Here is a 24,153-nt window from a genome sequence, read left to right as displayed (position 1 = left end):
TCGCGCCCAGCAAAAAGGTGTTAACCCCGCTCGCGCGTCTAATCGGTTCTGCGAACGAAAGATTCACAAACTCTGAGCGAAAACCCTACACAACCTCTTCGCTTGAACCGATTTTCAAGTTCAGCCGTAGCTTCTGGAGTTACCTTCAGGAAATCGGAAAGGCCGATCCGGAGAGACAACCGCTCACCCTCCCCTCATTTGCCAAGCGCAACAATGGAAAAGCCAAAGGTGGTGACGGATGGACTCCCTTTGATCCAGCGGAAGTGGTCACCCTGCTTGATGCTGCCGTAGAGAAGGAAGACCATCAACTAGCCGACCTGATCCGACTAGGGATGTACTCCGGTGCACGGATTGAAGAACTCTGCGCCCTGAAGTTAAACGACTGCACCACGGAAGTCCTGAAGATCACCGACAGCAAGACAGAGGCTGGCATTCGGGAGGTGCCAGTGCATTCGCTGCTTGTCCCCGTGATAAAACGCCTGAAAGAAAACAGTGCTGATGATTACCTGTTGAGTGGCCTGACGTTCAACAAGTACGGCGACAGATCAAACGCCATCGGAAAACGCTTTGGTCGGCTGAAGGCTTCACTCGGTTTTCCGAGCAAGAAAGTATTCCACTCCATTCGGAAGACCGTTGTTACTTTGTTAAAGAACGCGGGCATAAGTGAAAACCTAGCCGCTGATATTGTCGGCCATGAAAAACCCCGGATCACCTACGGACTGTACTCCGGTGGAGCGACATCGCCGGTGAAGAAAGGGGCGCTTGAACTTGTGCGCTACCCTTTCCCAAAACAAACGCAGCCAGCAGTTACTGAGCCAGTAGCGGCGTGAAATCAGGCGAACCGACCATCTTTGCCACCAGCTTTTTCACGGCCGGGACATACGCATCAGCAGCTTCCTGACAAGCTTTGTAGGCACCAAATGACGTGGCGAAGTCGTACTTTTCAGCCGTCTCAAGTATTTTCCCGTTCGACGAGGTCACCTTGATTTTCATAATCCACCATGCATCTGAGAAGGTACTGGTAGAGGTAAACACCAACGCCTTCACCTCCCCCATCAAGATCACCTTTGGTGCTTTCTCGTCTACCAAACCCGCACGTTTTATTTCATCAGCCAGTGCTTGCTGAATATACGATTCAAAAGTTGCTCGGTCTGGTGGCGTGATTTTTCCAGCCGCACGGCAGTTGTCGTCAACGTAAGGAGCCTCTTTGAAGGGAGCAACCGTAATGTTGCCCACGACAATCGGCTTTGAGATCGACTGACGATCCACGGTGAATCGCTTGGCTGATACAGGCGCACATGCAGAAACGCCAGCGACAACCAAGACCAGACATCCAATCACGCTATATTTTCGAAGGCACTTCATCAGCCAATACCGTGGGAATGATTGCGGGGAGGTGGATTGTATATGCTAGGCGCAATTCAAGACAGACGAAGATGATTCAGCAGCAGGGGTTTTCGCGATTCGAGAAGATGGTCATTTTGGATTTTCCGGAAAAATCTGAAGTGGCACCTTGATTCGAACAGAGTGCAACCTCCCCCCGTACACCGTCGTAGCCTTAGTAGGTACTGCACACTCTTTTTTCCGACAGTGGGGGACAACGCACGACAGCTCGTTTAGTACCAGTCCAATGCCACTCATCTTCGCAAAGCTTTGCGACTACCAGCCAGTTCAGGATTTACTTCGCGCCTTTGCTTTCAAGACATCTTCTGTAACCCATCCACTGATGTCTCGTTTCAGCATCCGAAGCCAAGAAGAGACGTATACCTCGTCCGTTTGCCCGAACTCAGCTAATTTTTGTCTGACTGCAGAAAGGTTGTCGTCGCAGTTGTACATAGCCGTGTCAACAATGAGCTTTACGTCATCACTACCACTACTTGTTGCAAGTGCTTTTTCCTTTACGCACCTGAGATAAGGCCCAGAAGCCTTATGGACAGCCCCTATTTCATCTCTTGTCATCTCGCGTTTAGGTGTAGCACAAGCTGCCACCAAAACGGAGGCTAGACACACCATACCGAGAGCAAGAACTCGCATTAACTTCCTTTCATGTCTTTTTAATCGGGGCACGAATTGTATCGACCTTTGCCGCACAAGGGAAAGCGCGGATTGCCCACTCAGGGTATAGCCTGACACCACACCTGAATCTGACAGAATATGTGTCCAATCGAAGTCGGATAAAATCCAACTTGACACTATCGATACAGCTTCTCAGACTTTGTCCTGACACATCATTCAACAGGAGAGCATCATGTCAGGTCAAAACGTCGGCTACCTTCGAGTCAGCACCCTCGTCCAGAACACTGCGCGTCAGCTTGACGGTGTAACACTCGATGAAATCTTCGAGGACAGGGCTAGTGGCAAGGACACTTCCCGCCCCCAACTTGACGCATGTTTCAAGCACCTTCGGAAGGGCGACACGCTGCACGTCCACAGCTTTGATCGCCTGGCCCGTAACTTGGATGACCTCCGCAAAATCATCAAGGAACTGACCGGACGTGGTGTCGTCGTCAAATCACACAAGGAAGAACTGACCTTTACTGGGGATGATTCACCTATGGCCAACCTTCTGCTGTCCATGCTGGGGGCCGTCGCAGAGTTCGAGCGTTCAATCATCCTTGAGCGGCAGCGTGAAGGCATAGCGCTTGCCAAGGCTGCAGGTGCCTACAAGGGCGGCAAGAAGAAGATGACCGAAGAACAGGCCCAAGAGCTACGCAGAAGGGCCGCTGCCGGTGAGAAGAAAGCAGCCCTAGCGCGTGAGTTCGCTATCAGCCGCGAAACGCTCTACTCGTACTTGAGCCGACAACAAACCCAACCCATAGTACAAGAGCCGAAGAGGGCATCATGGAAATCTTTGTCGGAATCAGCGCAGCGGTTGTGGTCTTGATCCAGATCGTTGGGTTTCTCGACTTCGCGAGACTCTTCGAGAAGAAGCTGCGCGACCAAATCTGATATGGGCGGTGAACTTCAATGGCCGCAAGGTGGCGAGGGGAGCGAGTAGGTGCTTCTCGATCCACCTTGCAGCGATTGATTGAATGCCAAACTGTTATTTCGTGGCGACGGATGTTACTACCGGTTGCGTTGCCGGACGGTATTGAGCGACTCCGGGCGCATCGCCCATGACTTTTACTTCGATTTTTTTTCCAGTATTGCTACCCAGATACGGCTGAGTGGCATAGACCATATACGGAAATACGTACCGCAAATCTCCGCTGCTTCCACTACTGGTGACAGTAGTTTTCCAAAGTTGAGTATCCTTGCCGCTAGCCTTGGAGGCGTTTATGTCGAAGGCAGTTGCCACAAAGTAACGGGTGTAAGTGGTCTGGTTCTCTGTAATCGGGACATATCCAGTCACACCGAAAGAAGGAGTATTGGTCGTTGTCGCCGAGAAAGTGCCTCCCGCCCCTATTCTCCCGTAGGTATTCGAGGCGGCTACGCCTGTTTGGCCGAATACAGGCATTGCATAGGATGACGTGGTGTCTTTCGGATCGCTGATCCCATAAACGAGAGCGATCAGTATTGCTGCATCGTCAGGACTGGCTGCTTTGACATAGCCGTTAACAGCCAATGCCTTCTCGACTTGCTCTGCATACTCTCTGAAGTGCAAATCTCCACTGGAAATCTTATTGTCACCTGAGCCGATAACGTAGGTTTTCGGAACTCCCCTATTTTCAGCAGCGATGGAATCCACGAGAACTGCAAAATGAAGCGGCGGGGTGACATTGTTTGTGGCACAGCCGCTCAGTACGGCACATAACAGAAGCAGTAAGCAAGCAAATAGTCTTTTCATTTACATCCCGATGATTGTGAAAACTCGAAAACCCTTGCACCGCAGGGGATTCCGAATAATGCAATGATGTGGCGATGTTGGCAACGGCTACATGGCATCGCTCTGTGTATGGCCACCGCTCTAGACCGTGAGTCATTCTATGAGTGTTCCGCCCCCATCAAACGAACGTCGCCTAAGGTGCCCGGAGTGGGCTCTGGAGCGGTTTTCTCGGCTTATTGTTACCGCCCTGGCCAGAATACGAAGTTATCCACCAGAGGGCGGCGGTAGCCCCTCTGCGATTAACCCATCCCATAGGAGAAGAGCCAAAAGACACAGCCGCTAGCTAGGTGGCGATTCTGTGGCTTCTGCACTTTCTTGCACACCATAGTAATGGCACCCCCACCATTCCCTTGTAACCCAATAGGCCATCTCCGGTAATCCGCAGGTGGCCGTTTTCATTTGTAGAAGGAAGTCAGATGCAGAATCAAAAGTGCGTATTCCGCAACTTCGCCTTGCCGATGGCAACGTTCGACCACCTGAAGCAGTTCCAGCGCCAATACGGGCAGCAGCACCACATCAAGCTGACCAATAGTCAAGCGCTGGCAATCGTCCTTGCCCAGCACAAGGTACAGAACGAGGTGGCAGCATGACCGCCCCCCCCCGCAAGAAATCCGACCGCCTGTCGTGGTTCAAGATGGATGCTGGGGCATTCCTTGCTGACACTACCGGCCTCCCTACCGCTCACGTTGGGATGTACGCTCGATTGCTCAACTTGTACTGGACTCAAGGGTGCCAACTTCCCGACAACCCGGTCAGATTGAGACGCCTGATCGGCGCCAGCACTCCGGAAGATGAGCAAATCCTTCAGGAGGTTCTAGAGGAGTTCTTCCCCGGCAACCGTAACGAACGCCTCGACATTCAGCTTGAGGAGGTTGCAGAGAATAGCCGGGCGCAATCGGAAAAGGCCAAGGCACGTTACAGTAAGGTAGCACCTGAACGGAAGGAGGAGAGCCGGGCAGCGAATCAAGCCCGTAGCACCGCCCCAGACGACTCAGCAGATTTTTAATCTGCCATAACTTGCCAGTGCTGTGCAGTGGCAGTGCATGTGCATGTGCATGTGCTATGCGATAGAGAAATAAATAACCAGAAAGACAGCAAGAGAAAAATCTTGGCGACCTCAATCTGGTAACTGATGGTAGTTGTAAACCTTCAGCACACCTTGCTATCGCTTCCATCAACCGGCAATCCCACTTTGTTGAAGTACCAAAGTTACCTGCGGCGAAACAGAAATGAAGCCTCAACTTTGATGTCTTCCCTGCCGCGCAGGATTCTGTCTTCCCTAGCCAGACCCAAGCAGCAAGCCCCCTCAGGTCAACGCAGCATCCATATTACCAACCGACCTCATAGCAGCACCCACACGCTCACTCTAGGCATCCCTGCCACGTCCACCGCTACACAGAGCAATCCAACCAACCAGCCCGATTCGTAAAGCCCGTGTGTCGCCATGTCAGTCCCCCATAGTAGCGGGTGCTGGTGGCTGGCATGGATGGGACTTCACGCGGGTATTACCGATCCGAAAGCTACCAAAATGACCAATACCCGTACCGGCGCATCCGTGCGTCACAGCCCTAGCAACTGCCCAGCCCACCTCGCAATCACTTGCGGCTTTACCGAAGAGCAAGCCCAGCGAATGATCCGCGTCCGTCGAGTGCTTCCGTTTTCCGACGATCGATCCACTCCCTACCTTGACGCTCGGAAGCTCTGGGGACGGCTCGGCAAGCCCCACGGAAGATTTAACGATTGGGCCGATGCTTACATCAAACCGTTAAAAACCGTCCTGATCTTTATACGGAGATTTCCGTAAAACTCACCAAGGGTGCAAAGGGTCGTCCTCGCGTTCACTATGACCTGAGTCGAAACATTGCCGCCCACATTGCCATGATGGTCAGCACACCTCAGGCTGAAGACATCCGCTGCTACTTTCTAGACATGGAAGAGTTAGCCCTGAAGCTGGCGGTACGTATTCTGCTTCGTGTCTCATTGATCATGGAAAACGACAAGGCGGCGACTGCTTACCTCAGGAAGCACAACGGTGACAAAGCCAAGGCCGGTAAGTTGAGCCGTGGCGAGGTTATTCCTAAGTCACTTGAGCAGGAACGACACCTGAAGAGCATGGTCTGCGAAGTCCTTACCGGATACCCTACCAAGGTCTTCAGGGAGACTCACGGCAAAGGCGTTCGGGACATCTTTGAGACGGACGATTTGGCTATCTACTCCAATGCCTACTCGATCGCCGTCTGCGTAATGAAGGCTGGCAAGAATCGCTGTGACGTTCGCCCGATCCTGCTGCCTAGCTTCGAGAATCGGATTGATCCGCACAAATACTGCATCGGCCTGAACGGCTTCTAACCATCAGCAACACCAAAGCCCGTACATATCGATTCACTTCGGTATCTACGGGCTTTTTTCGCAAAGCTGGCACGTTTCCTGTGAGCGTGCGTCAGTATCTGTCTATTTTCGCTTATACCTTCCGTGACACGAATATCGCCAAAGTGGTTATTCCGGCTATTTGGAATGGGCTGATTCTGACGAAATCGAGGATGTGGTAAGCACTAGTGGTAAACAACCAAACCCAAAAAAGCAAAAAGCCCTTAATAATCAGGGCTTTATGCATCGTTGCAGGTACTGGCGGAGACGGAGGGATTCGAACCCTCGATGCAGGTTTTGCCCGCATGCTCCCTTAGCAGGGGAGTGCCTTCGACCTCTCGGCCACGTCTCCAGTCCCGCTACAACGAGGCGCGGATGATAGCCATTCCGCGCCTTTTGGTCAAACCTTACTGATCCAGACCGAAGGTACGGTGCAGGACGCGGACAGCCAGCTCCAGATATTTCTCGTCGAGAACGACGGAAATCTTGATCTCGGAGGTCGAAATCATCTGGATATTGATGCCTTCGTCAGCCAGTGCCTTGAACATCTTGGAGGCGACGCCCGGGTGGGAGCGCATGCCGACGCCGACGGCCGAAACCTTGCAGATTTTGTTGTCGCCGGTGATCTCACGGGCACCGAGCTTGGCCTTGACGGTTTCCAGGAGGCCCTGAGCCTTGGCGAAATCGCCGCGATTGACCGTGAAGGAGAAATCGGTCGTACCGTCATGGCCGACGTTCTGGATGATCATGTCGACGTCGATGTTGGCGTCGGCAATGGCACCGAGAATTTGATAGGCGATGCCCGGGGTATCCGGAACGCCGAGCATGGTCAGCTTGGCTTCGTCGCGATTGAAGGCGATACCGGAGATGATCGGTTGTTCCATGTTCTTGTCTTCCTCAACAGTGATCAGCGTCCCTTCCCCTTCGTCCTGGAAGCTGGAGAGAACGCGCAGTTTGACCTTGTACTTGCCGGCGAATTCGACGGAGCGAATCTGCAGCACCTTGGAGCCGAGGCTGGCCATTTCCAGCATTTCCTCGAAGGTGATGGTATCGAGCTTCTTGGCTTCCGGCACGACGCGCGGATCGGTCGTGTAGACGCCATCGACATCGGTGTAGATCTGGCACTCGTCGGCCTTCAGTGCAGCCGCCAGCGCAACGCCGGAAGTGTCAGAACCGCCACGGCCGAGCGTGGTGATGTTGCCGTCGGCATCGACGCCCTGGAAGCCGGCAACGACGACAACCTTACCCTCGTCCAGATCGCGGCGCATGTTGCTTTCGTCGATCGACAGGATGCGTGCCTTGGTGAAGGTGCTGTCAGTCAGAACCTTGACCTGGCCGCCGGTGTAGCTGCGGGCCGGGACACCAACAGATTTCAGTGCCATCGACAGCAGGCCGATGGTGACCTGTTCGCCGGTGGAGCAAATCTGGTCCAGCTCGCGCGGGTCTGGATTGGCCTGAATTTCCTTGGCCAGTGCAATCAGCTTGTTGGTTTCGCCGCTCATTGCGGAAACGACCACCACGACCTGGTGGCCCTGCGCGTGGAACTTGGCTACGCGCTTGGCAACGTTCTTGATGCGTTCGGGGTTGCCGACCGACGTGCCGCCGTATTTTTGAACAATCAACGCCATGGATTTATCCGGTTAAACGTTGCAAACATAAAAAAGAGGCTGGATTTTAACCCAGCCTGCCCTTTTCCTAAAGGCTTTAGCGCTTAGAGATCGGCCAGTGAGCGCAGATGCGCGCCGACGCTACGGGCCAGCGAAGTCATCACGTAACCGCCTTCGAGCATGGCAACGATGCGCTTGTCGCACATTTCGGCGGCCAGTTTCTTGAGATGGTCGGTCACCCAGGCATAGTCCTTTTCGAACAGCTTGAGCCCACCCATATCATCCTCATAATGGGCATCGAAGCCGGCGGAAATGAAGATCATCTGCGGTTTGAATTCGCGCAGGCGCGGCGTCCACACCTGCATGACGGCGTCGCGGAATTCCTCTCCGCCGCTCCCTGCCGCCAGCGGCACGTTGCACATATTGGCCGCCGGCTTGTCGGTTCCGCTATACGGGTAGAACGGATGCTGGAAAATGCTGCACATCAGTACCCGTTCGTCACCGGCAAAGCAGTCTTCGGTCCCGTTGCCGTGGTGCACATCGAAGTCGATGATGGCAACGCGCTCCAGGCCATGGGCCTTGATGGCATGCATCGCTGCGACACCAATGTTGTTGAAGAAGCAAAAGCCCATCGGCGTGGACTTTTCGCAATGATGGCCCGGCGGGCGAACCGAGCAGAACGCATTCTCGATCTCGCCCTTCATGACGAGATCCACAGCAAGGCATCCGGCTCCGGCAGAACGTAGCGCCGCTTGCCAGGTATGCGGATTCATGGCGGTATCGGGATCAAGATGCACAACGCCCATTTCGGGAGAAGCACGCTTGATGCGCTCCAAGTGCGAAGCCGGATGGACGCGCAACAGCTGTTCGAAAGTTGCCAGCGGTGCGTCGTAATAGACGAAGTAGGCATCGATACCCTGAGCAATCAGGTGGTCATTGATGGCGGTGAGACGTTGCGGGCATTCCGGGTGATGCGATCCCATATCGTGCAGCTGACAGTCACGATGGGTGATGAAGGCAGTGGTCGTCACTTGTTCTCTCTCTGCGAACCGGCGCACGAAGAGGCGCACGTCGAAATGTCATTATCGTCCCAATATATCGGCTGCTTCAAGCATTAGAATCGTGTAACGCTGCAACGACGGACATCGATGATGCTAAAAAGCAAAATTTCGGCTCTCCCCGGCCCTCCCCAGCCCTTCGACAAGATACTGAACGATGCCGGACAAATCATTCTCGGCAAGCACACCGAGATAAGGCTGGCCCTCTCCTGCCTGCTCGCCGGCGGCCATCTCCTGATCGAAGATTTGCCCGGCATGGGCAAGACGACGCTGGCTCACACGCTGGCACGCCTGCTCGGGCTGCAATTCTCGCGCATCCAGTTCACCAGCGATTTGCTGCCGGCTGACATTACCGGCGTATCGATCTTCGAACGCGACAAGAGCGAGTTCCGGTTCCTGCCCGGGCCGGTCTTCGCGCAACTGGTGCTGGCCGACGAGATCAATCGCGCCACGCCGAAAACCCAGAGCGCCCTGCTCGAAGCCATGGAAGAAGGCCAGGTCACCGCCGAGGGTCAGACCCGCCCGTTACCGCGGCCATTCTTTGTCATCGCCACGCAGAACCCGACCCACCAGATCGGCACATTTCCCTTGCCCGAATCCCAACTCGACCGCTTCCTGATGCGTATCGAACTGGGCTACCCGGACCGTAGCGCCGAAAGGGAGTTGCTCGCCACTGGCAGCCAGCGCAATCGGGCGGAAGCACTGTCCAGCCGGATTTCGCCGGCCGAATTGCCAGCCATTCAGCAGGCCATCGCCAAGCTTCATGCGGCATCCCCGCTCATCGACTATATTCAGGCGCTGGTCGATGCGACACGTCACGACCCGGCTTTCCAGCACGGCCTGTCGCCCCGCGCCGGACTGGCATTGCTGTCGGCCGCCCGCGCCTGGGCCTGGCTGGATGGCCGAGAGATCGTGATTCCGGATGACGTGCAAGCCGTGCTGCCGGCAGTGGCCCGCCATCGCCTGCGTACGGCGCAGGCCGGTGGCCAGGCCCAAATGGAAGACATCGGCCGGCTGATTCGCAGCGTGGCGATTCCCTGATCCGTGAAAATCGCGCCATCTCTCAAGCAACTACTTTTTCGCTGGAAGAGCGATGGAACGGGGCCGCTGCGACTCGGCCAGCGGCGCATTTTCATCGTCCCTTCGCGCGGCGGCCTGCTCTTCGCGCTGGCCCTGGTCGTCATGCTGCTCGGCGCCATCAACTACAACCTGGCGCTGGGTCACGCCCTGGTTTTCCTGCTGGCCGGACTCGGCATCGTCGGGATGATCCACACCTTTCGCAACCTGTTCGGCCTGACGATCACGCCGGGACGTTGCGAACCCGTATTTGCCGGCGAGATCGCATTTTTTCCACTCTCGCTCGACAATGACCGGACGGCCCCTCGCCTGGCGCTTGAACTGGCCGCCGATGCAGCATTCCCCGTCGGAGCGGCCGTCGACAGCCTTGGCAAGGCCCGGGTTCGCGTACCGCTGCCAGCGCCTCGACGAGGCTGGCTGGCCTTGCCGCGGGTACGCCTGACAACCCGCTATCCGCTCGGGTTGTTTACCGCCTGGTCCTATCTTCAACCCGAGATGCAATGTCTGGTCTACCCGAAACCCATTGACGCCCCCTTGCCGTTGGCAGGCAGCAGCGATTGGGGCGGCGACCGGCATGGCGACGGCGGGCAGGAGGATTTTTCCGGATTTCGCGAAAGACAGCCTGCCGACTCGCCACGGCACGTCGCATGGAAGGCCAGTGCCCGCCATGCCGGCGAAGCGCCGCTGCTGATCAAGACATTCGCGGGCGGCACCCAGAGCAAACTGGTTTTCGAGTGGCAACACACGGCACCTGAACTGTCGGACGAAGTGCGCCTCGGCATACTGACCGGATGGATACTCGCCGCCGAGGCGGCAGGCAATGCTTACGGACTTCGCCTCCCCCACCTCTCCCTGCCGCCAGAGCGTGGCAGCCGGCACTGCCAGCGTTGCCTCGAGGCACTGGCCCTGTTTCCGTCATGAGCACGCGCGCCGAGGAAGCGCTCGACCGGCAAGCGACGCCCTGGCTGTTTGCATGTGCGATAGCCACGGCGCTACCGCACGCTGCGCATCAGGCTTACTGGTTGAGCGCTGCAAGCCTGTTGTTGCTGGGCTGGGCAGTAGGCTTGTGGTGGAAGAACGAGCGCCTGCCCGGCCGCTGGCCGCTGATCCTGCTCGTCATCGCCGGCTGTGGCGGCATTCTGATCGAGTTTCGCACCTTGTTCGGACGCGATGCCGGCGTCGCCATGCTGGTGCTTTTCATGGCGATGAAACTGCTCGAACTGAAGTCGCGACGAGATGCCATGGTCGTCATCGTGCTCGGTTACTTCCTGCTGCTCACTCACTACCTCTACTCCCAGAGCATCCCGACCGGTATCTGGCTGCTGTTGGCGCTCTGGTTGCTGACGGCCACCCTGATCCGCCTGCACGGGGGCGCATCGAGCACCAGGAGCATGAGCCTGCGTTACGCAGCGAGGCTCTGCCTGCAGGCCGTTCCGTTCATGCTGGTCCTCTATCTTCTGTTCCCCCGGATATCCGGCCCGCTCTGGGGACTCCCCTCGGATGCGCATGCAGGCATGACCGGCCTGTCCGACACCATGTCGCCCGGCAGCATCTCCCGCCTGGCACAAAGTGCCGACATCGCATTCCGAGCCCGCTTCGTCGACACGCTGCCGGCAAGGCACAAGCTCTATTGGCGCGGCCCGGTGCTGGAGAATTTCGACGGCACGACCTGGCGGCCACACATCGGCCAAGGCACCCCGGCCGCGCTGGACAAACTGTCGCCTCCGGTACGCTACGAACTGACGCTGGAACCGCACAACCAACGCTGGATCCTGGCCCTGGATGCCCCCGTCCATCTGCCCGAGGGTCTGTTGCTGAATGCCACCCTCGCGGCCACCCAGCGCCAGCCAGCCACCGAACGGCAGCGTTTCCAGCTTGCCGCCAGCCTGGACTATCGTTTCAATGTTGCCGAGGATTCGCGAACCCTGCAGCGCAACCTGTCCACGCCCCGGGAATCGAACCCGAAGGCCCGCGCCCTGGCACTGGGCTGGCGGCAAACAAGTGGTGGGCCGAAGGAGATCATCCGCAAAGCGCAAGACCTGTTTGCCGCCGAATTCACCTACACCTTACAACCGCCCCTCCTCGGCCAAAACGGTATCGATGAATTTCTGTTCACGACCCGACGCGGTTTCTGCGAACACTACGCCGGCGCCTTTGTCTTCCTGATGCGAGCAGCCGGCATCCCGGCTCGCGTCGTTACCGGCTATCAGGGCGGTGAATTCAACCCGCTCGATAGCCATCTGGTTATCCGGCAATCCGATGCCCATGCCTGGGCAGAAGTCTGGCTGGATGATCAGGGCTGGCTGCGCGTCGATCCGACTGCATCGGTCTCGCCGGCCCGCATTGAAACCGGCATTGTCGACGCCCTGGCTTTCGACGAACCCCTGCCAGCCCTCGTCCAGCTGCGCACCGACTGGCTGCGCAACCTGCGTTATCGCTGGGAAGCGGTCAATAACGCCTGGAATCAACACATCCTCGGCTATGATCCGCAACGCCAGCGCGAACTTCTCTCCCGCCTCGGCCTCCCCGAAACCGACTGGCGCAGCTTGGCAACGCTGCTGGGCATTGCCTGCAGCCTGCTCGTTGCGGCCATGACGGCGTGGACACTCTATCAGCGACCGCGACTCGACCCGGCCCTACGGCTCTGGCAAAAAGCCCTGCGCCAACTGGCCCGAAGACAGGTACACTGCGCGCCCTGGGAAACGCCGATGGCATTGGCGCAGCGTGTACGGGAACAACACCCGGCGCTGGGTGAACCTTTCCAGAATGTCGTTGATGCCTACCTTCGGGTCCGCTACGACGACGCCAACGACAACCTGACCCCGCTGCGCGAGGCCATCGCGCGACTCCGACGATGAATCTCAAACTCAAGAATACCCTGGCAGCCCTGGCCCTCGTGTCGACAGCACTACAGGGCCACGCCGGCACGCCGGCCGCCAGCTTTGCCGACGAACCGGCTGTCATCGACTTCGCCCGCGATCTGGAACAGCGCCACGGTTTCAATGCCGACACGCTGCTTTCCCTGTTTGCGCAGACCCGCCCGAATGCGAAGGTTTTGCAACTGATCAAGCCGCCCAGCTCGCCGCTGCAACGCTCGTGGGAACGTTACCGCCCACGCTTTCTGAACGACCGCCGCATCGATGGTGGCGTGCGTTTCTGGCAGGAAAACGAGGCCCAGCTCGTCAAGGCCAGCGCCCTCTACGGCGTGCCGCCGGAAATCATCGTCTCGATCATCGGCGTCGAGACGGAATATGGCCGCAACACCGGTGGCTTCCGTGTCCTCGAAGCGCTGGCCACGCTCGCCTTCAAATACCCGCCACGCGCCGAGTTTTTCCGCACCGAACTTGAGCAATTCCTGCTCCTCTCCCGCGAAAACGGCCTCGACCCGCTTGCCGTGAAGGGCTCTTTTGCTGGCGCCATCGGGATCCCGCAATTCATGCCGGGCAGCCAGCGCCGCTATGCCGTCGACTTCGATGGCGACCAGCGCGTCGATCTCGGCAACAGCGTCGACGATGCCATCGGTAGCGTCGGCCGCTTTCTCGAGCAACATGGCTGGCAAGCCGGACAGGCCATCGCCGTACCCGCCGCAACGAATGGCACGCCCGATCAGGCGCTGATCCAGGCCGGTATCCGCCCCAGCCTGAAGGCTGGCGACCTGGCAGCCCACGGCATTCGTGCCGATACGGATCCGCAAGGCACGGTCGCCCTGATCGATCTGGTCTCGCCCAACAAGGAAACCGAATATTGGCTGGGTTTCGAGAATTTTTACGTGATCACCCGCTACAACCGATCGACTTTCTATGCGATGTCGGTTTTCCAGCTGGGCGAGGAAATCCGCAACCGGCTGTGTGCCCAGTTGCCGGCTACAGCAGAGAATCGCGGGAGATATTGCCGCGCTTGATGATCTTGCGCAGGCGATCCAGCCCCTCGATCTGGATTTGACGGACCCGTTCGCGGGTCAGTCCGAGGTCGGTGGCAATGGCATCCAGCGTCGCCACGTCGGCCCCGTTCAAACCGTAGCGGCGCTCGATCACCGAGCGCTGACGCTCCGAAAGCTGCCCCAACCACTCATCGACCAAGGAGCCGATTTCGCTGACCTGCAGCAATGACTCCGGATCGGCACCGCTATCGTCGGCGATGTTCTCGCCTATCGTATGGTTGGGATCGATTTCCAGCGGCGCATCGAGCGACGCGATGTGTTCGTTGAGCGACAGGATACGGCGTACATCGTCGACCGGCCGGTCGATCAACGCCGCGACGCGCTCCACCGTCGACTCGCGCTTGTCCTCGGACTCCAGATGCCGCATGGCACGGAGCACAACGTTGATTTCCTTGACGATATGGACCGGCAGCCGAATGGTCCGCGACTGGTTCATGATGCCGCGCTCGATATTCTGGCGTATCCACCATGTGGCATAGGTCGAAAAGCGGAAACCACGTTCCGGGTCGAATTTCTCAAGTGCGTGGATCAGCCCGAGATTGCCCTCCTCGACCAGGTCGAGCAGGGGGATGCCGCGATTCAGGTAATGCTTGGCAATATTCACGACCAGCCGCAGGTTATGCTCGATCATCCGCTGGCGGGCAGCAAAATCCCCCTGGCGCACCAACCGCGAGGTCGCCAATTCCTCTTCCGGGGTCAGCAAGGGCTTGGCGCCGATTTCGGTCAGATAAAGCTGTGTGACATCCTCGAGCAGCTCGATTTCCGGGGTCGCGACCTCCGGCTCCGGCGGCAACAGGGATTCATCGGGTTGCCCCTCGAAATCTCCCTCGATGTTGTCGCCGCTCTCACTCGTCATCGTTTCGGGAGATACGCCGAAGGATCGACCGGTTTGCCCTGCTTGCGGATTTCGAAATGGAGCTTGACCGAATCGGAATCGGTATTTCCCATTTCCGCGATTTTCTGGCCTCGAGTAACCTGCTGCCCCTCCTTGACCAGAATCTTGCGATTATGGGCATAGGCCGACAGGAAGGTTGCGTTGTGCTTGACGATAACCAGTTCCCCGAAGCCCCGCAAACCGCTTCCGGCATAAACCACCTTGCCGTCGCCTGCCGCGAGAACCGGGTCGCCTGCCCTGCCTGCAAAATCCAGGCCCTTGTTGCCGGAGTCGCTGTACTGCGCCGACACCTTGGCCGTACTCGGCCACATCCAGGCCACATCGTCCGGCCCCGATGCTGGCGCTGGAGCAGCAACCGGCGGCGGTGCCTCAGGCTTCGGCTCGGGCTTGGCTTCGACTGGTTTGGATGTCTCGGCGGGCTTGTTCAGGCGAGCATAGGCTTCATCGGAATAGGGCTCCTTGCCAACTCGCGGCTCCCGTTTCAAGGCGCCCGAACTGGCAGCCACCGATGGTGCTGGCTGATCCAGCGACCGCGTCTCGACACCGGAAGCCGTGGCGATCGGCTTGCTCACGGCCCCGTCAGCCGGCTCCGCAGCCCCCGGCGGAACGACCCTGAGCACCTGCCCCTCCTTGATGGCGGAAGGGTTGGCAATATTGTTCCAGGCGGCAATATCGCGATGATCCTGCCCATGATCAAGCGCAATACGATACAAGGTATCCCCCCGCTTGACAGTGTAGTAGCCCGGGCCAAGCGGCTGTGTGGCAGCGGTCGAGCGGGTCGCCGCCGTACCCGCACGATCCACGGTGGGTGCCGGCTGCTGGGATAGACAACCGGTCAGCAATACAGTCGGAATAACGGCAGCAAAAAAACGAATCATTGTGTTCCTGACAATAGCGGGACGAAACGCACGGCATCGAGACGGGTTTCGATATAGCCCTGCGTTGTGTGCTCAATGAAACTAAGATACTGCTCACCGGCCCCTACTGGCAAGACCAGACGCCCATCCGGTGCCAATTGCTGCAGCAGCGCCGGCGGCACCTGTGCACCTGCAGCGGCGACAATGATGCTGTCGAACGGCCCTGCCTCGGGCAACCCAAACTGCCCATCCGCATGCTTGAGGCGAACGTTGAACTGCTGCAAGGTCCGCATATGAGCCTTGGCCTTCTCCAGCAACGGCCCCAAACGCTCAACCGCATAGACCTCGTTGGTCAACTGAGCGAGGACAGCGGCCTGATACCCGCAACCGGCACCGATCTCCAGCGTCTTGCCAAGGGTTTTCCGGCCGTTGAGCAACAATTCGATCATACGGGCAACCACATAGGGCTGCGAGATGGTCTGCCCCATGCCAAGCGGCAATGCCGTGTCTTCATAGGCACGCGACGCCAGCGCCTCCTCGACGAACACGTGTCGCGGCACCGCAGCCATGGCCTTCAGGACGGCCTCGTTGCGAATTCCCTTTTCGCGCAGGCGTTCAATCATGCGCGCCCGCGTGCGCTGCGAAGTCATTCCAATGCCGTGCAACACCAGTTAACTCACTTCATCCACTGAATGATGGAGGGGACTTGAACCGAATGCGTCAGATCGATCTGCAAAGGCGTAATCGACACAAAACCGCGCTCAACCGCATTGAAATCGGTTCCCGGCCCGGCATCTGCAGCAGCCCCGGCGGCACCGATCCAATAAAGCGTTTCATTACGCGGAGAAATCGTTTTGACAACTGGCTCAGCCTTGTGACGCCGCCCGAGGCGGGTAACTTCAAAGCCATTCAATTCAGAATAAGGAATATCCGGAATATTCACATTCAATAATACCGGTTCCCGCAACGGCTGGCGCAGATGGCGCTCGACCAATTCACGTGCCACCCGCCCCGCCGCAGCAAAATTTTTCCCTTCAAAACTGGTCAGGGAAATCGCAATGGATGGAATACCAAGCAGATATCCCTCAGTTGCTGCGGCAACCGTACCGGAATAAATCGTATCGTCGCCCATGTTGGCACCTAGATTGATTCCGGAAACAATAATATCCGGCATCATTTCCAGCATGCCGGTAACCGCCAAATGGACGCAATCCGTCGGCGTGCCATTGACGAAATAAAATCCGCCCGGGGCTTTCTTCAAACTCAACGGCCGATCAAGCGTCAGCGAATTGCTGGCGCCGCTGCGATTCTGCTCAGGCGCCACGACCACCACATCGCCCAGATCGCTCAGGGCCTCGGCCAGAGCGATAAGCCCTGGCGCGAAATAACCGTCGTCGTTACTCAGCAGAATGCGCATAAGTCAAACCAAAAGGCTTTCCAGGGTATTTCCGCCCGCAACCCATGCCTCAATCCATTTCGGCTTGCGGCCACGGCCGGTCCATTCCAGTTCCGCATTTTCCGGGTGGCGGTATTTGACCTTGACCTTATTTCCCGCAACCTTGACTTTGGTTTCCTTGGCCAGCAATTCCTCAATGGCATAACCACGGGCTTTTGCGAAAGCACGCAATTCATTCAAGACATTTACTTTTTCTTGGGCTTCGCGGCGTTTTATTTCAGCCGGAATCTGTTGCTGCAAATCGCGCAATTGTGAAACACTCAAACTGGACAAATCCATGATTACCTCCTTAATTAAATTACAGTAATAATTTAATTTGTCCTGATATGTTTTTCAATGCCATAAATTAAAAAACCGGCCAAGGCCGGTTGATTAATTTGGTCGGGGCGGCGGGATTCGAACTCGCGACCCCTTGCACCCCATGAGGGTAAAAGTGCATCCCAGAGCATCCAACGGCATCCCAAAAACCAAGACAACACATTGTTTTGTATGTAGAAAAAGGCCTTTACCATTCCAGCATCGTCTCATACAATCCAACCACATCCGGCAAAGTTGTGGGGGGAAATGTGGGGGGAATTTTAACCCACTGACCTCCCCCGGGCAAGGAGGCAAGCATGAGTAAGCTGACCGTCAAGGAACTTGAGGCACTCGGCACCAAGGACCACGGCAAGAAACTTCGCGAAGATGGTGGCCTGATCGGGTCGGTACGCTGCGGCACCAGCGGGGTGTCGGTCTACTTCGATTGGCGCTACCGCTTCGACGGCAAGGTGAAGCAAATCGCTGTCGGCGCTTGGCCAAAACTTTCTCTCGCATCAATCCGCTCCGAACGAGACCGGCTGAAAGTCGAGGTTGACGATGGGTCCGATCCAACCGAACGCCGCAAAGCAGAACGGCTCAAGACCAAAGTCGACCAGTTAGAAGAAATAGAAAAACAACAGAAGCGCCTTGACGAAATTGTCGCCCAGCAGACGAGGCTCACCGTCCAAGGACTATTCGAGCATTGGAACGACGTCGATCTTGTACGCCGCAAAGATGGAGGGAAAGAGGTCCGGCGCATGTTTGAGAAAGATGTGCTGCCGAAGCTAGGCTCCCTGCCTGTCACGGACGTCAAGAAAGGTCATATCACACTGGTCACTGATCCTCTGCTTGCAAGAGGTGTAAACCGGATGGCCAAAGTTGTATTTTCTTTAGTGCGGCAGATGTTCCGGTTTGCGGTCGATCGAGACTACATTGAAGCCGACCCGACCGCCAGCATCCGAAAGGTCAAGATCGGCGGTCCGGACACGGAACGTGAGCGCGTTCTGAGCCGCGCCGAAATTCAAACGCTGCGCCACCAATTGCCCAAGGCAAGACTGATGCCACAAACAGAGGCTGCGGTCTGGATTGTTCTTGCAACACTCTGCCGTATCGGGGAGTTGTCGAATGCGAAATGGGCTGACATTGATCTTGATAACCAACGCTGGCGCATACCTGAAACCAAGAATGGCAAACCTCACGAAATCTACCTCTCGGACTTCGCCGTGGAGCACTTCCGTAAGGTGAAAGCACTTAGCAATCCCAATATCGCCTGGGTTTACCCAGGCAGAGATCCCAAGAAAGCACTCTCAAGCAAGTCGATTACCAAGCAGCTAGGCGATAGGCAACGTAGCAGCGAGCCGATGAAACGGCGATGCAAATCTACGTCGGCCTTGGTGCTACCAGGTGGCAAATGGGGACCTCATGACTTAAGGAGAACTGGCGCCACAATGATGACCCAGCTACATGTGCTACCCGACGTCGTTGAGCACTGCCTGAACCATATCGAAGAGAATCGGACAAAGCGCGTTTACCAACGGCATACATACGAGCACGAAATGCAGGCAGCCTGGAAGGCCCTTGGTAAGCACTTGACTCGCCTAGTGACGCTCCATGTGAGCACTGCAAACTCCACCACCGACGACACCCCGCCCTCCAAGCAATCACCCGAGGCTCGCAAAAACACCGCCTCACCAGGGGCCAAAACACTACGTCAGCGCCGCAAACCGTCGCTGGAAACTGCACCCACAGCATAGATAGACCGAACGCTAACATCGGGAGGTTGCTTTGCTGCCATTCTGCAGAAGAGCGGCCAATGGCAGCTTTATACAAAACTCCGGACACGCCTGCTGCTCCATGTCGAAGTCTTCCGCTGGCGATTGGAAGCCCACTAAACGTGGGCCTATTCGCCCCGTCCAATCCTAGAAATCACCCCACAGTCATTCGGTTGTTCAAACCCCGAGGTCCCCTCAATATAAGACTTCAAAATCCGACCGACGGAAGAGACCACGTCCTTCTCTGCACTGATGAATCCGACGGGAAAGCTGACAGGGTACCCTGGTTGAACTTCTGGCGTATCAGCCGCTTTTGTTCGGCATACATGCAGATGACACCGATCAGCGCATCATCCTTGTCCTTGAGGTCTGAAAGGTCGTTCAGGAATTGTCCGCTTTCCGAAATCTGCTTAAGCAGATCAATGACCTGTTCTGCCTCGCAACGGTTGTAAATACTGACGCCACGGTCGCTCTGGTGATTCGCATGTTCGCCAAGCGATGATGTGTCTAGCCATGTCACGGTAGAGCGAAGCGGACTCGGAGCACCCGCATAGATATCGGGAATTGCCCGACCCCCATTATTCAGTTTGCCGTCGTAGAAGGTATGGGAAACCAGATTGCCGATGGGAGGAGCCATCCGATACTGGGTTAACAGTGTGGCACTCGCCTGCTTTCCATATTCCGAATTGAAGGCACGAGCAAAGTCGCTTCGCAGCACTTCATCAAGTTCGGTGTGCTTGTCGTTGATACCGAGTCGGCGAGCCAGTGCAGACTTGTGAGCGTCGGAATACAAGGGGGGCAGTTGCAAATGGTCGCCGACCAGAAGAACGCGTTTTGCGGACTGCATTGCGATCGCCAGTTCGCTCGCGATTGAACGAGCCGCCTCATCAATGATTACAAAATCGTAGATGTTGTCGTGAATGCCAATGTGTCCTTGCCCGATACCGACACAGGTACCTGTTACCAGTTGTCTTGAACGAGCATAAAACTCGTCGATATTGACCCTCTCAGCCGACAGTGCATCCTGGATGTCACGGGATATACGAGCCAACGCCCGAACCCTTTTGGCTTCATTTGGACGGACTCCATACTCGGAACAGATATTTGAGAGCAGGATGGATTTCGCTTCTGAAACGGAGCTTTCCTTCGAGAGCGTGATTCCGTAGTCCGTGTAAAGTTTGGTTCGGATGCCTTCATCCAGTTCAACGGCGATCGGTTTCAGGGCTTTGATATCACCCTCGTCGTCAACGTTTTCGAAGCTCTTGAGGAGAAATTCGAGATGGTCAATTTGCTTGAACAGCTTCAACTCAGCGTCGACGACCTTGGAGATGAATTCGGCGTCGAGACCTAGAGCATCCGACAGTGCCTCAACTCGGTAGCGGTATTCTGCATTGAACAACTCGCGCTTTTCTGCGGTGATGGCGTGGGAATACACGTCTTTCAGACCATGCGAAACCGCACCTTCTCGGTTGCTGAATCTGACGACCTCAAGCGTAGTCCCCAACCTTCCACAGTGCTTTCTTATCCGCTCAGCAGCCGTATTGACCGCTTCGTGAGACTGGCTGACCAGCAGGATTCTTCGCACGTTCAGTTTTTCAACGAGAAAGTGGACGAATGCGGCGATGAATTCCGTCTTCCCTGTTCCAGGCGGTCCCTGCAAAAGCGACAGAGGACCGTAGTTCAGGAGTTTGGTGAAAGCCTCCCGCTGCTGCTCATTAAGGCTAATCTTGTTCCCGTGCAGGTCTTCGCGGTCGTATCTCGCGAAGTCCTTGTCAGTAACGGCAATGTTATAGGGGGTTGCATCCTTATTGCAGGCTGGGTCGAACAAATCGAGGAGTTCAGGCAATACCCCTTCCCTATCAAGCAGCCTTTCAAGAGCAGCTTTCCGCTTGCGGTATGAAGCTCTGTCCTGTTTGGTCCTGAAGAACACGGAATCGCCATCTTTAAGACCATATGCTGAACTGCGCACCTTGTTCAGGCGGACTTCGTTCAACGCTGATTTTTTGAGGAAGACCTCCCCAATGACTTTTTCCGCACCATCCTGGTCAATGAGTAGAGCCTCGACTTCATCCGTGCTTGCGAATGTTCCCAAGGGGTCGATGTCTGCTTCATAAGGAAGCACCAGTTCGGATTCAGAGTCCGACGGCTTGAATGAGACACCACTCAATTCGATATTCGGGCTTGACTCAGTCTCCGTGGCGAGGATTGCCCGCCAAAGTGCCTGTGTCGAAATATCGACCGTAATTTCAGAGTGATCTTCTCCAATGGAAGCTTCCGCCCTCTGAAAAACGTCTTTGAGTTGCTGGCTCAATACCGATTCATCAATTTCGGGCGGAACCATCTGGAGCATCTCGATAGCACGATGGAAGGCGTCATCATCGCGAAGATGCTCCGACAAGCCTGAAAATTGTGCCGGTCGTCCTGGTTTGATGCGAATTGCCGAACTGATTTCGAATTGGCTCTCTTCCGCCACCCTGAAATGAACATCAGGTCTGATTCGGGGGGCTAACGCTCCGACAAAGCATCGCTGCTCCTTGTCGTAGAAGGCGACAAACGAACCCCCAATGCCAGAAAAAGTCACCGAGAAATCAGTCTTGCCAGGCTTCGGCGCCTCCACCTTGACATAAAGATGCCCGTTGTCGGGCAAAATCGTAATCGGCTCACTAACATTGGTGTGTGTTATTTCGACGAATTGCTGTGCCTGCACTTCGTCTTCGGTCGTCAAAGCTTTTTTGAACCGACCCAAATCCCTGAAACCAAACGCCAGATCGTTCAGTTCCGACTGAACAACCTCCGAAATTCTTGGATAGGCATTGGACTCCTCTCCCCACTCCAATCCGAGCAACTCGCAAGACATACGGAGTACAGCAAAGATGTCACGCTGTTCGGATGAGCTTCCGTCGATATTCTCGGGGCTATACCGATGATTTTTGGATTCGGCGGTGTTGTGGGAAAAGTCAGGAATATCTACCAGATACACATTCCCGCTTTCCCTCCCCAGCATCACATTGCCAGGGTGAAGGTCGCCATGCGAAATGCCGAGTCCATGAAGATGCTCGACGGCATCTGTCAGCTTCTCGATTACCCCTAGTTTGTCCGCATCATCAATGTCAGCGTCCGCCCACGTCGTTCCATCAACAACGTCGGTCACCAAATACATGCTGCCCGACCTCGAAGCCAGTCCGTACTCATGAATGCGTGGCAGGTAGGTAGGATTCACTGCTGCCAACTTGTCCATTCGCTTCAAAAAAGCAAGGACACGGAAATTGCTTACCGAATCATCCCCTTTGCCACCGACATTCAACCAAGCTTTAACCAGCTTGCCTTCCGAAACATAGACCTCTTTGTCATCGGTCGAGACAAGAAACTCACCAGGATCGGGGAACTGCCGCATGTGGTTTATCGAATGACGATATGCTTCAAGTTCCGTGTCATCGAAAGTCGGTATCGACTCGCCTTGCGGTTCTGCCCTCTTCAAAGCATCAAAGAATGCCGATGCATCCTTGAATTGCCCTGCCACTGCTTCAAGAAGAACCCCTGCGTACCATTCGCTGCTTGAAAGTATCTCGTTCTGAATGTTCTCCAAGCTCTTCGGAGACATTCTCTGTGCAGTTAGGAGATGCCATGAGACAAGTCCGAGGGCATGAACGTCCTTCTGAAACGGGGTTATTGATGCATCGTCCAGCATCTCTTTAACTTCAACAGCCCCCACCGAAAGGCTGCTCCGATAATCGCCAACCGTACCAATTGGCTGGTGGTAAGCGGAGATGAAGTTGGAGAGCGCAATTTCCTTGGACGGCGACAGCCACAGGCTGTGGTCAGCAATGTCGCGATGGGCAATCTTGATGCCATGCAGGTCAGCAAACTTCGCAATCAGTAGCTTCGTGAGGTTCAGTCGATCGGTCTGATTAAACGACTGACCGTACTTGCCCACGAATTCATTGAACCGCACATGTCCAGGCGGCAGTTCATATACCTCACTGTACTGGGATGTAACCTCATCCTTTTCGAAACTGGTCAATGAGCGAAGACAGTGGTTGTACAGGTCGCGATTCTGGTGGTTGATGAACTGCAACACCTCCCTCTCGCGGGACACGATTTCAGCCCTGCCCTGTGAGGTTATTGCCTTGTTGCCATCGAGCTTCTTGAAGTTCCATACTCGCAGCAATGCTTCGGTACCCTTGGATATCTCAGAACTTGCCAAATACTCTTTGTAAACAGAGTTCGGATGTTGGAAAACCTCTTCGACCGCCGTGTACCCACCAATTTTCAGGGCTTTCGGTGCCGTGTTGCCATTCAGGAACAATTCGTCAAATATCGGAAAATCTTGATTTAGCACTTTTGCGGCGGGATGGGGGCGAAAGTGCTTTTCGAAAGCCCCCTTGTCTGCAAACTTGAGAAAGTCCTTCAGGGACATCGTATGGCGAAGTTCGACCTCGGGAAGCTGACTGAAATCAGCATTCCCCGTCATCACCACGAAGTATTCAACAAACGGGGTGAATCCCTTGTTTGTAAATCTCTGACTAAGCTTTTTTAGTTTGTTAGCGAGCGTGTATTGCTTACTTCTCGTGACGCTAACAGGCGACCGCCCCATGTTCTTGTCGCCTTTGAACCAAATGTCGCCATTTGCCGTGATGGGGGCATGGTTCCAGTCCTTCAATTCTACGATGATGACATTACAGTGAGTCACGATCACCAGATCAAACTCACCTTCCTTGCCCTTCGAATCGACAAACCTGAATCCGGCATACCCTTTCCACGGGAACATGCCGTTGCGCCCGAGCTTGTTTTGAAGCTGATCTCGAAGTGAACCGCCTCTTGCTTGGGACTTGTCATCAGGCTGGGCATCAGAGAACGCCGCCCCGATTTTTTTGATTGCCTCAATCTCTTGTTCTTGAAGACCGCCGTCCCAAATTTCGATTTCCAAGTTGCTTCCTTTGTCTTTGTTTTCTGTGAATCTGCCTGATAGGCTGGCTGCTCATGCCGAACGAGTAAGTCTAT

Annotated in this window: 19 protein-coding genes, 1 tRNA gene and 1 pseudogene; 10 read left to right on the top strand and 11 right to left on the bottom strand. The window is 55.9% G+C overall.

What is annotated here, in order from left to right:
• The coding region (locus tag F1002_RS19740) for a tyrosine-type recombinase/integrase (protein ID WP_150430764.1) at window positions 1-830 on the top strand (830 nt) is incomplete at its 5' end.
• Here F1002_RS19740 and F1002_RS19735 read toward each other — a convergent pair.
• Complete coding sequence (locus tag F1002_RS19735) at window positions 808-1,365, bottom strand: hypothetical protein (RefSeq protein WP_191090482.1); 558 nt, start codon at window positions 1,363-1,365, stop codon at window positions 808-810. The two genes, F1002_RS19740 and F1002_RS19735, sit on opposite strands and share 23 nt — an antisense overlap.
• A gap of 883 nt (window positions 1,366-2,248) precedes the next feature.
• Here F1002_RS19735 and F1002_RS19730 point away from each other — a divergent pair.
• Window positions 2,249-2,806 (top strand): annotated as a pseudogene (locus F1002_RS19730) (recombinase family protein); the annotation flags it as partial.
• 237 nt (window positions 2,807-3,043) lie between these two features.
• Here F1002_RS19730 and F1002_RS19725 read toward each other — a convergent pair.
• Window positions 3,044-3,787 carry a hypothetical protein gene (locus tag F1002_RS19725; RefSeq protein WP_150430762.1) on the bottom strand — a complete coding sequence of 248 codons (744 nt, stop codon included), beginning with the start codon at window positions 3,785-3,787 and terminating at the stop codon, window positions 3,044-3,046.
• A 455-nt stretch (window positions 3,788-4,242) separates the two neighbouring features.
• Here F1002_RS19725 and F1002_RS21095 point away from each other — a divergent pair, with 455 nt between their 5' ends.
• The 3 genes from F1002_RS21095 to F1002_RS19715 all read left to right on the top strand — a co-directional run bounded on the left by F1002_RS21095 (window position 4,243) and on the right by F1002_RS19715 (window position 6,175).
• A complete protein-coding gene (locus F1002_RS21095; protein WP_191090481.1) occupies window positions 4,243-4,416 on the top strand; it encodes a hypothetical protein in 174 nt (57 codons plus the stop codon).
• A complete protein-coding gene (locus F1002_RS19720) occupies window positions 4,413-4,832 on the top strand; it encodes a DUF1376 domain-containing protein (protein ID WP_150430761.1) in 420 nt (139 codons plus the stop codon). Before F1002_RS21095 ends, F1002_RS19720 begins: the two co-directional genes overlap by 4 nt.
• 872 nt (window positions 4,833-5,704) lie before the next feature.
• Window positions 5,705-6,175 (top strand): hypothetical protein, encoded by a 471-nt coding sequence (locus F1002_RS19715; protein ID WP_150430760.1) that lies wholly within the window; start codon window positions 5,705-5,707, stop codon window positions 6,173-6,175.
• Between the two features lie 277 nt (window positions 6,176-6,452).
• Here F1002_RS19715 and F1002_RS19710 read toward each other — a convergent pair.
• The 3 genes from F1002_RS19710 to F1002_RS19700 all read right to left on the bottom strand — a co-directional run bounded on the left by F1002_RS19710 (window position 6,453) and on the right by F1002_RS19700 (window position 8,831).
• Window positions 6,453-6,545, bottom strand: a tRNA-Ser gene (locus F1002_RS19710).
• 55 nt (window positions 6,546-6,600) lie between these two features.
• Window positions 6,601-7,821 carry an aspartate kinase gene (locus F1002_RS19705; protein ID WP_150430759.1) on the bottom strand — a complete coding sequence of 407 codons (1,221 nt, stop codon included), beginning with the start codon at window positions 7,819-7,821 and terminating at the stop codon, window positions 6,601-6,603.
• An 83-nt stretch (window positions 7,822-7,904) separates the two neighbouring features.
• The gene (locus F1002_RS19700) at window positions 7,905-8,831 is read right to left on the bottom strand and encodes a histone deacetylase family protein (protein WP_150430758.1); all 927 of its coding nucleotides are present in this window, start codon (window positions 8,829-8,831) and stop codon (window positions 7,905-7,907) included.
• A 120-nt stretch (window positions 8,832-8,951) separates the two neighbouring features.
• On the opposite strand from F1002_RS19700, the gene F1002_RS19695 reads away from it, so the two are divergent.
• Genes F1002_RS19695 through mltB form a run of 4 tightly spaced genes read left to right on the top strand, consistent with a single transcriptional unit; the run spans window position 8,952 to window position 13,836 of the window.
• The gene (locus F1002_RS19695) at window positions 8,952-9,899 is read left to right on the top strand and encodes a MoxR family ATPase (protein WP_150430757.1); all 948 of its coding nucleotides are present in this window, start codon (window positions 8,952-8,954) and stop codon (window positions 9,897-9,899) included.
• Between the two features lie 3 nt (window positions 9,900-9,902).
• Window positions 9,903-10,856, top strand: a complete 954-nt coding sequence (locus tag F1002_RS19690) for a DUF58 domain-containing protein (RefSeq protein WP_191090480.1) — start codon at window positions 9,903-9,905, stop codon at window positions 10,854-10,856.
• Window positions 10,853-12,793 carry a DUF3488 and transglutaminase-like domain-containing protein gene (locus tag F1002_RS19685; protein ID WP_150430756.1) on the top strand — a complete coding sequence of 647 codons (1,941 nt, stop codon included), beginning with the start codon at window positions 10,853-10,855 and terminating at the stop codon, window positions 12,791-12,793. The genes F1002_RS19690 and F1002_RS19685 overlap by 4 nt, the downstream gene beginning before the upstream one ends.
• On the top strand, window positions 12,790-13,836 hold the full coding sequence (gene mltB / locus F1002_RS19680) for a lytic murein transglycosylase B (RefSeq protein ID WP_150430755.1): 1,047 nt from the start codon (window positions 12,790-12,792) through the stop codon (window positions 13,834-13,836). The genes F1002_RS19685 and mltB overlap by 4 nt, the downstream gene beginning before the upstream one ends.
• Here mltB and rpoS read toward each other — a convergent pair.
• The 5 genes from rpoS to F1002_RS19655 are packed head-to-tail and all read right to left on the bottom strand — an operon-like array spanning window position 13,799 to window position 17,362.
• Window positions 13,799-14,731, bottom strand: a complete 933-nt coding sequence (rpoS, locus tag F1002_RS19675; protein ID WP_150430754.1) for an RNA polymerase sigma factor RpoS — start codon at window positions 14,729-14,731, stop codon at window positions 13,799-13,801. The two genes, mltB and rpoS, sit on opposite strands and share 38 nt — an antisense overlap.
• Complete coding sequence (locus F1002_RS19670; RefSeq protein ID WP_150430753.1) at window positions 14,728-15,648, bottom strand: peptidoglycan DD-metalloendopeptidase family protein; 921 nt, start codon at window positions 15,646-15,648, stop codon at window positions 14,728-14,730. Before F1002_RS19670 ends, rpoS begins: the two co-directional genes overlap by 4 nt.
• On the bottom strand, window positions 15,645-16,277 hold the full coding sequence (locus tag F1002_RS19665) for a protein-L-isoaspartate(D-aspartate) O-methyltransferase (protein WP_150430752.1): 633 nt from the start codon (window positions 16,275-16,277) through the stop codon (window positions 15,645-15,647). The genes F1002_RS19670 and F1002_RS19665 overlap by 4 nt, the downstream gene beginning before the upstream one ends.
• A 26-nt stretch (window positions 16,278-16,303) precedes the next feature.
• Window positions 16,304-17,044 carry a 5'/3'-nucleotidase SurE gene (gene surE, locus F1002_RS19660; protein WP_150430751.1) on the bottom strand — a complete coding sequence of 247 codons (741 nt, stop codon included), beginning with the start codon at window positions 17,042-17,044 and terminating at the stop codon, window positions 16,304-16,306.
• A 3-nt stretch (window positions 17,045-17,047) separates the two neighbouring features.
• On the bottom strand, window positions 17,048-17,362 hold the full coding sequence (locus tag F1002_RS19655; protein WP_150430750.1) for an H-NS family nucleoid-associated regulatory protein: 315 nt from the start codon (window positions 17,360-17,362) through the stop codon (window positions 17,048-17,050).
• A gap of 335 nt (window positions 17,363-17,697) precedes the next feature.
• Here F1002_RS19655 and F1002_RS19650 point away from each other — a divergent pair, with 335 nt between their 5' ends.
• On the top strand, window positions 17,698-19,134 hold the full coding sequence (locus F1002_RS19650; RefSeq protein ID WP_150430749.1) for a site-specific integrase: 1,437 nt from the start codon (window positions 17,698-17,700) through the stop codon (window positions 19,132-19,134).
• Between the two features lie 226 nt (window positions 19,135-19,360).
• Here the strand turns inward: F1002_RS19650 and F1002_RS19645 are convergent, their stop codons facing one another.
• Window positions 19,361-24,079 carry an AAA domain-containing protein gene (locus tag F1002_RS19645; protein WP_223879699.1) on the bottom strand — a complete coding sequence of 1,573 codons (4,719 nt, stop codon included), beginning with the start codon at window positions 24,077-24,079 and terminating at the stop codon, window positions 19,361-19,363.
• Window positions 24,080-24,153 lie beyond the last annotated feature (74 nt).

The sequence above is a fragment of the Dechloromonas sp. CZR5 genome, from assembly GCF_008711155.1.
Taxonomy (GTDB): domain Bacteria; phylum Pseudomonadota; class Gammaproteobacteria; order Burkholderiales; family Rhodocyclaceae; genus Azonexus.
The sequence above is the reverse complement of the archived record's forward strand: the minus strand, read 5'-3'. Positions and strand labels throughout refer to the sequence as shown.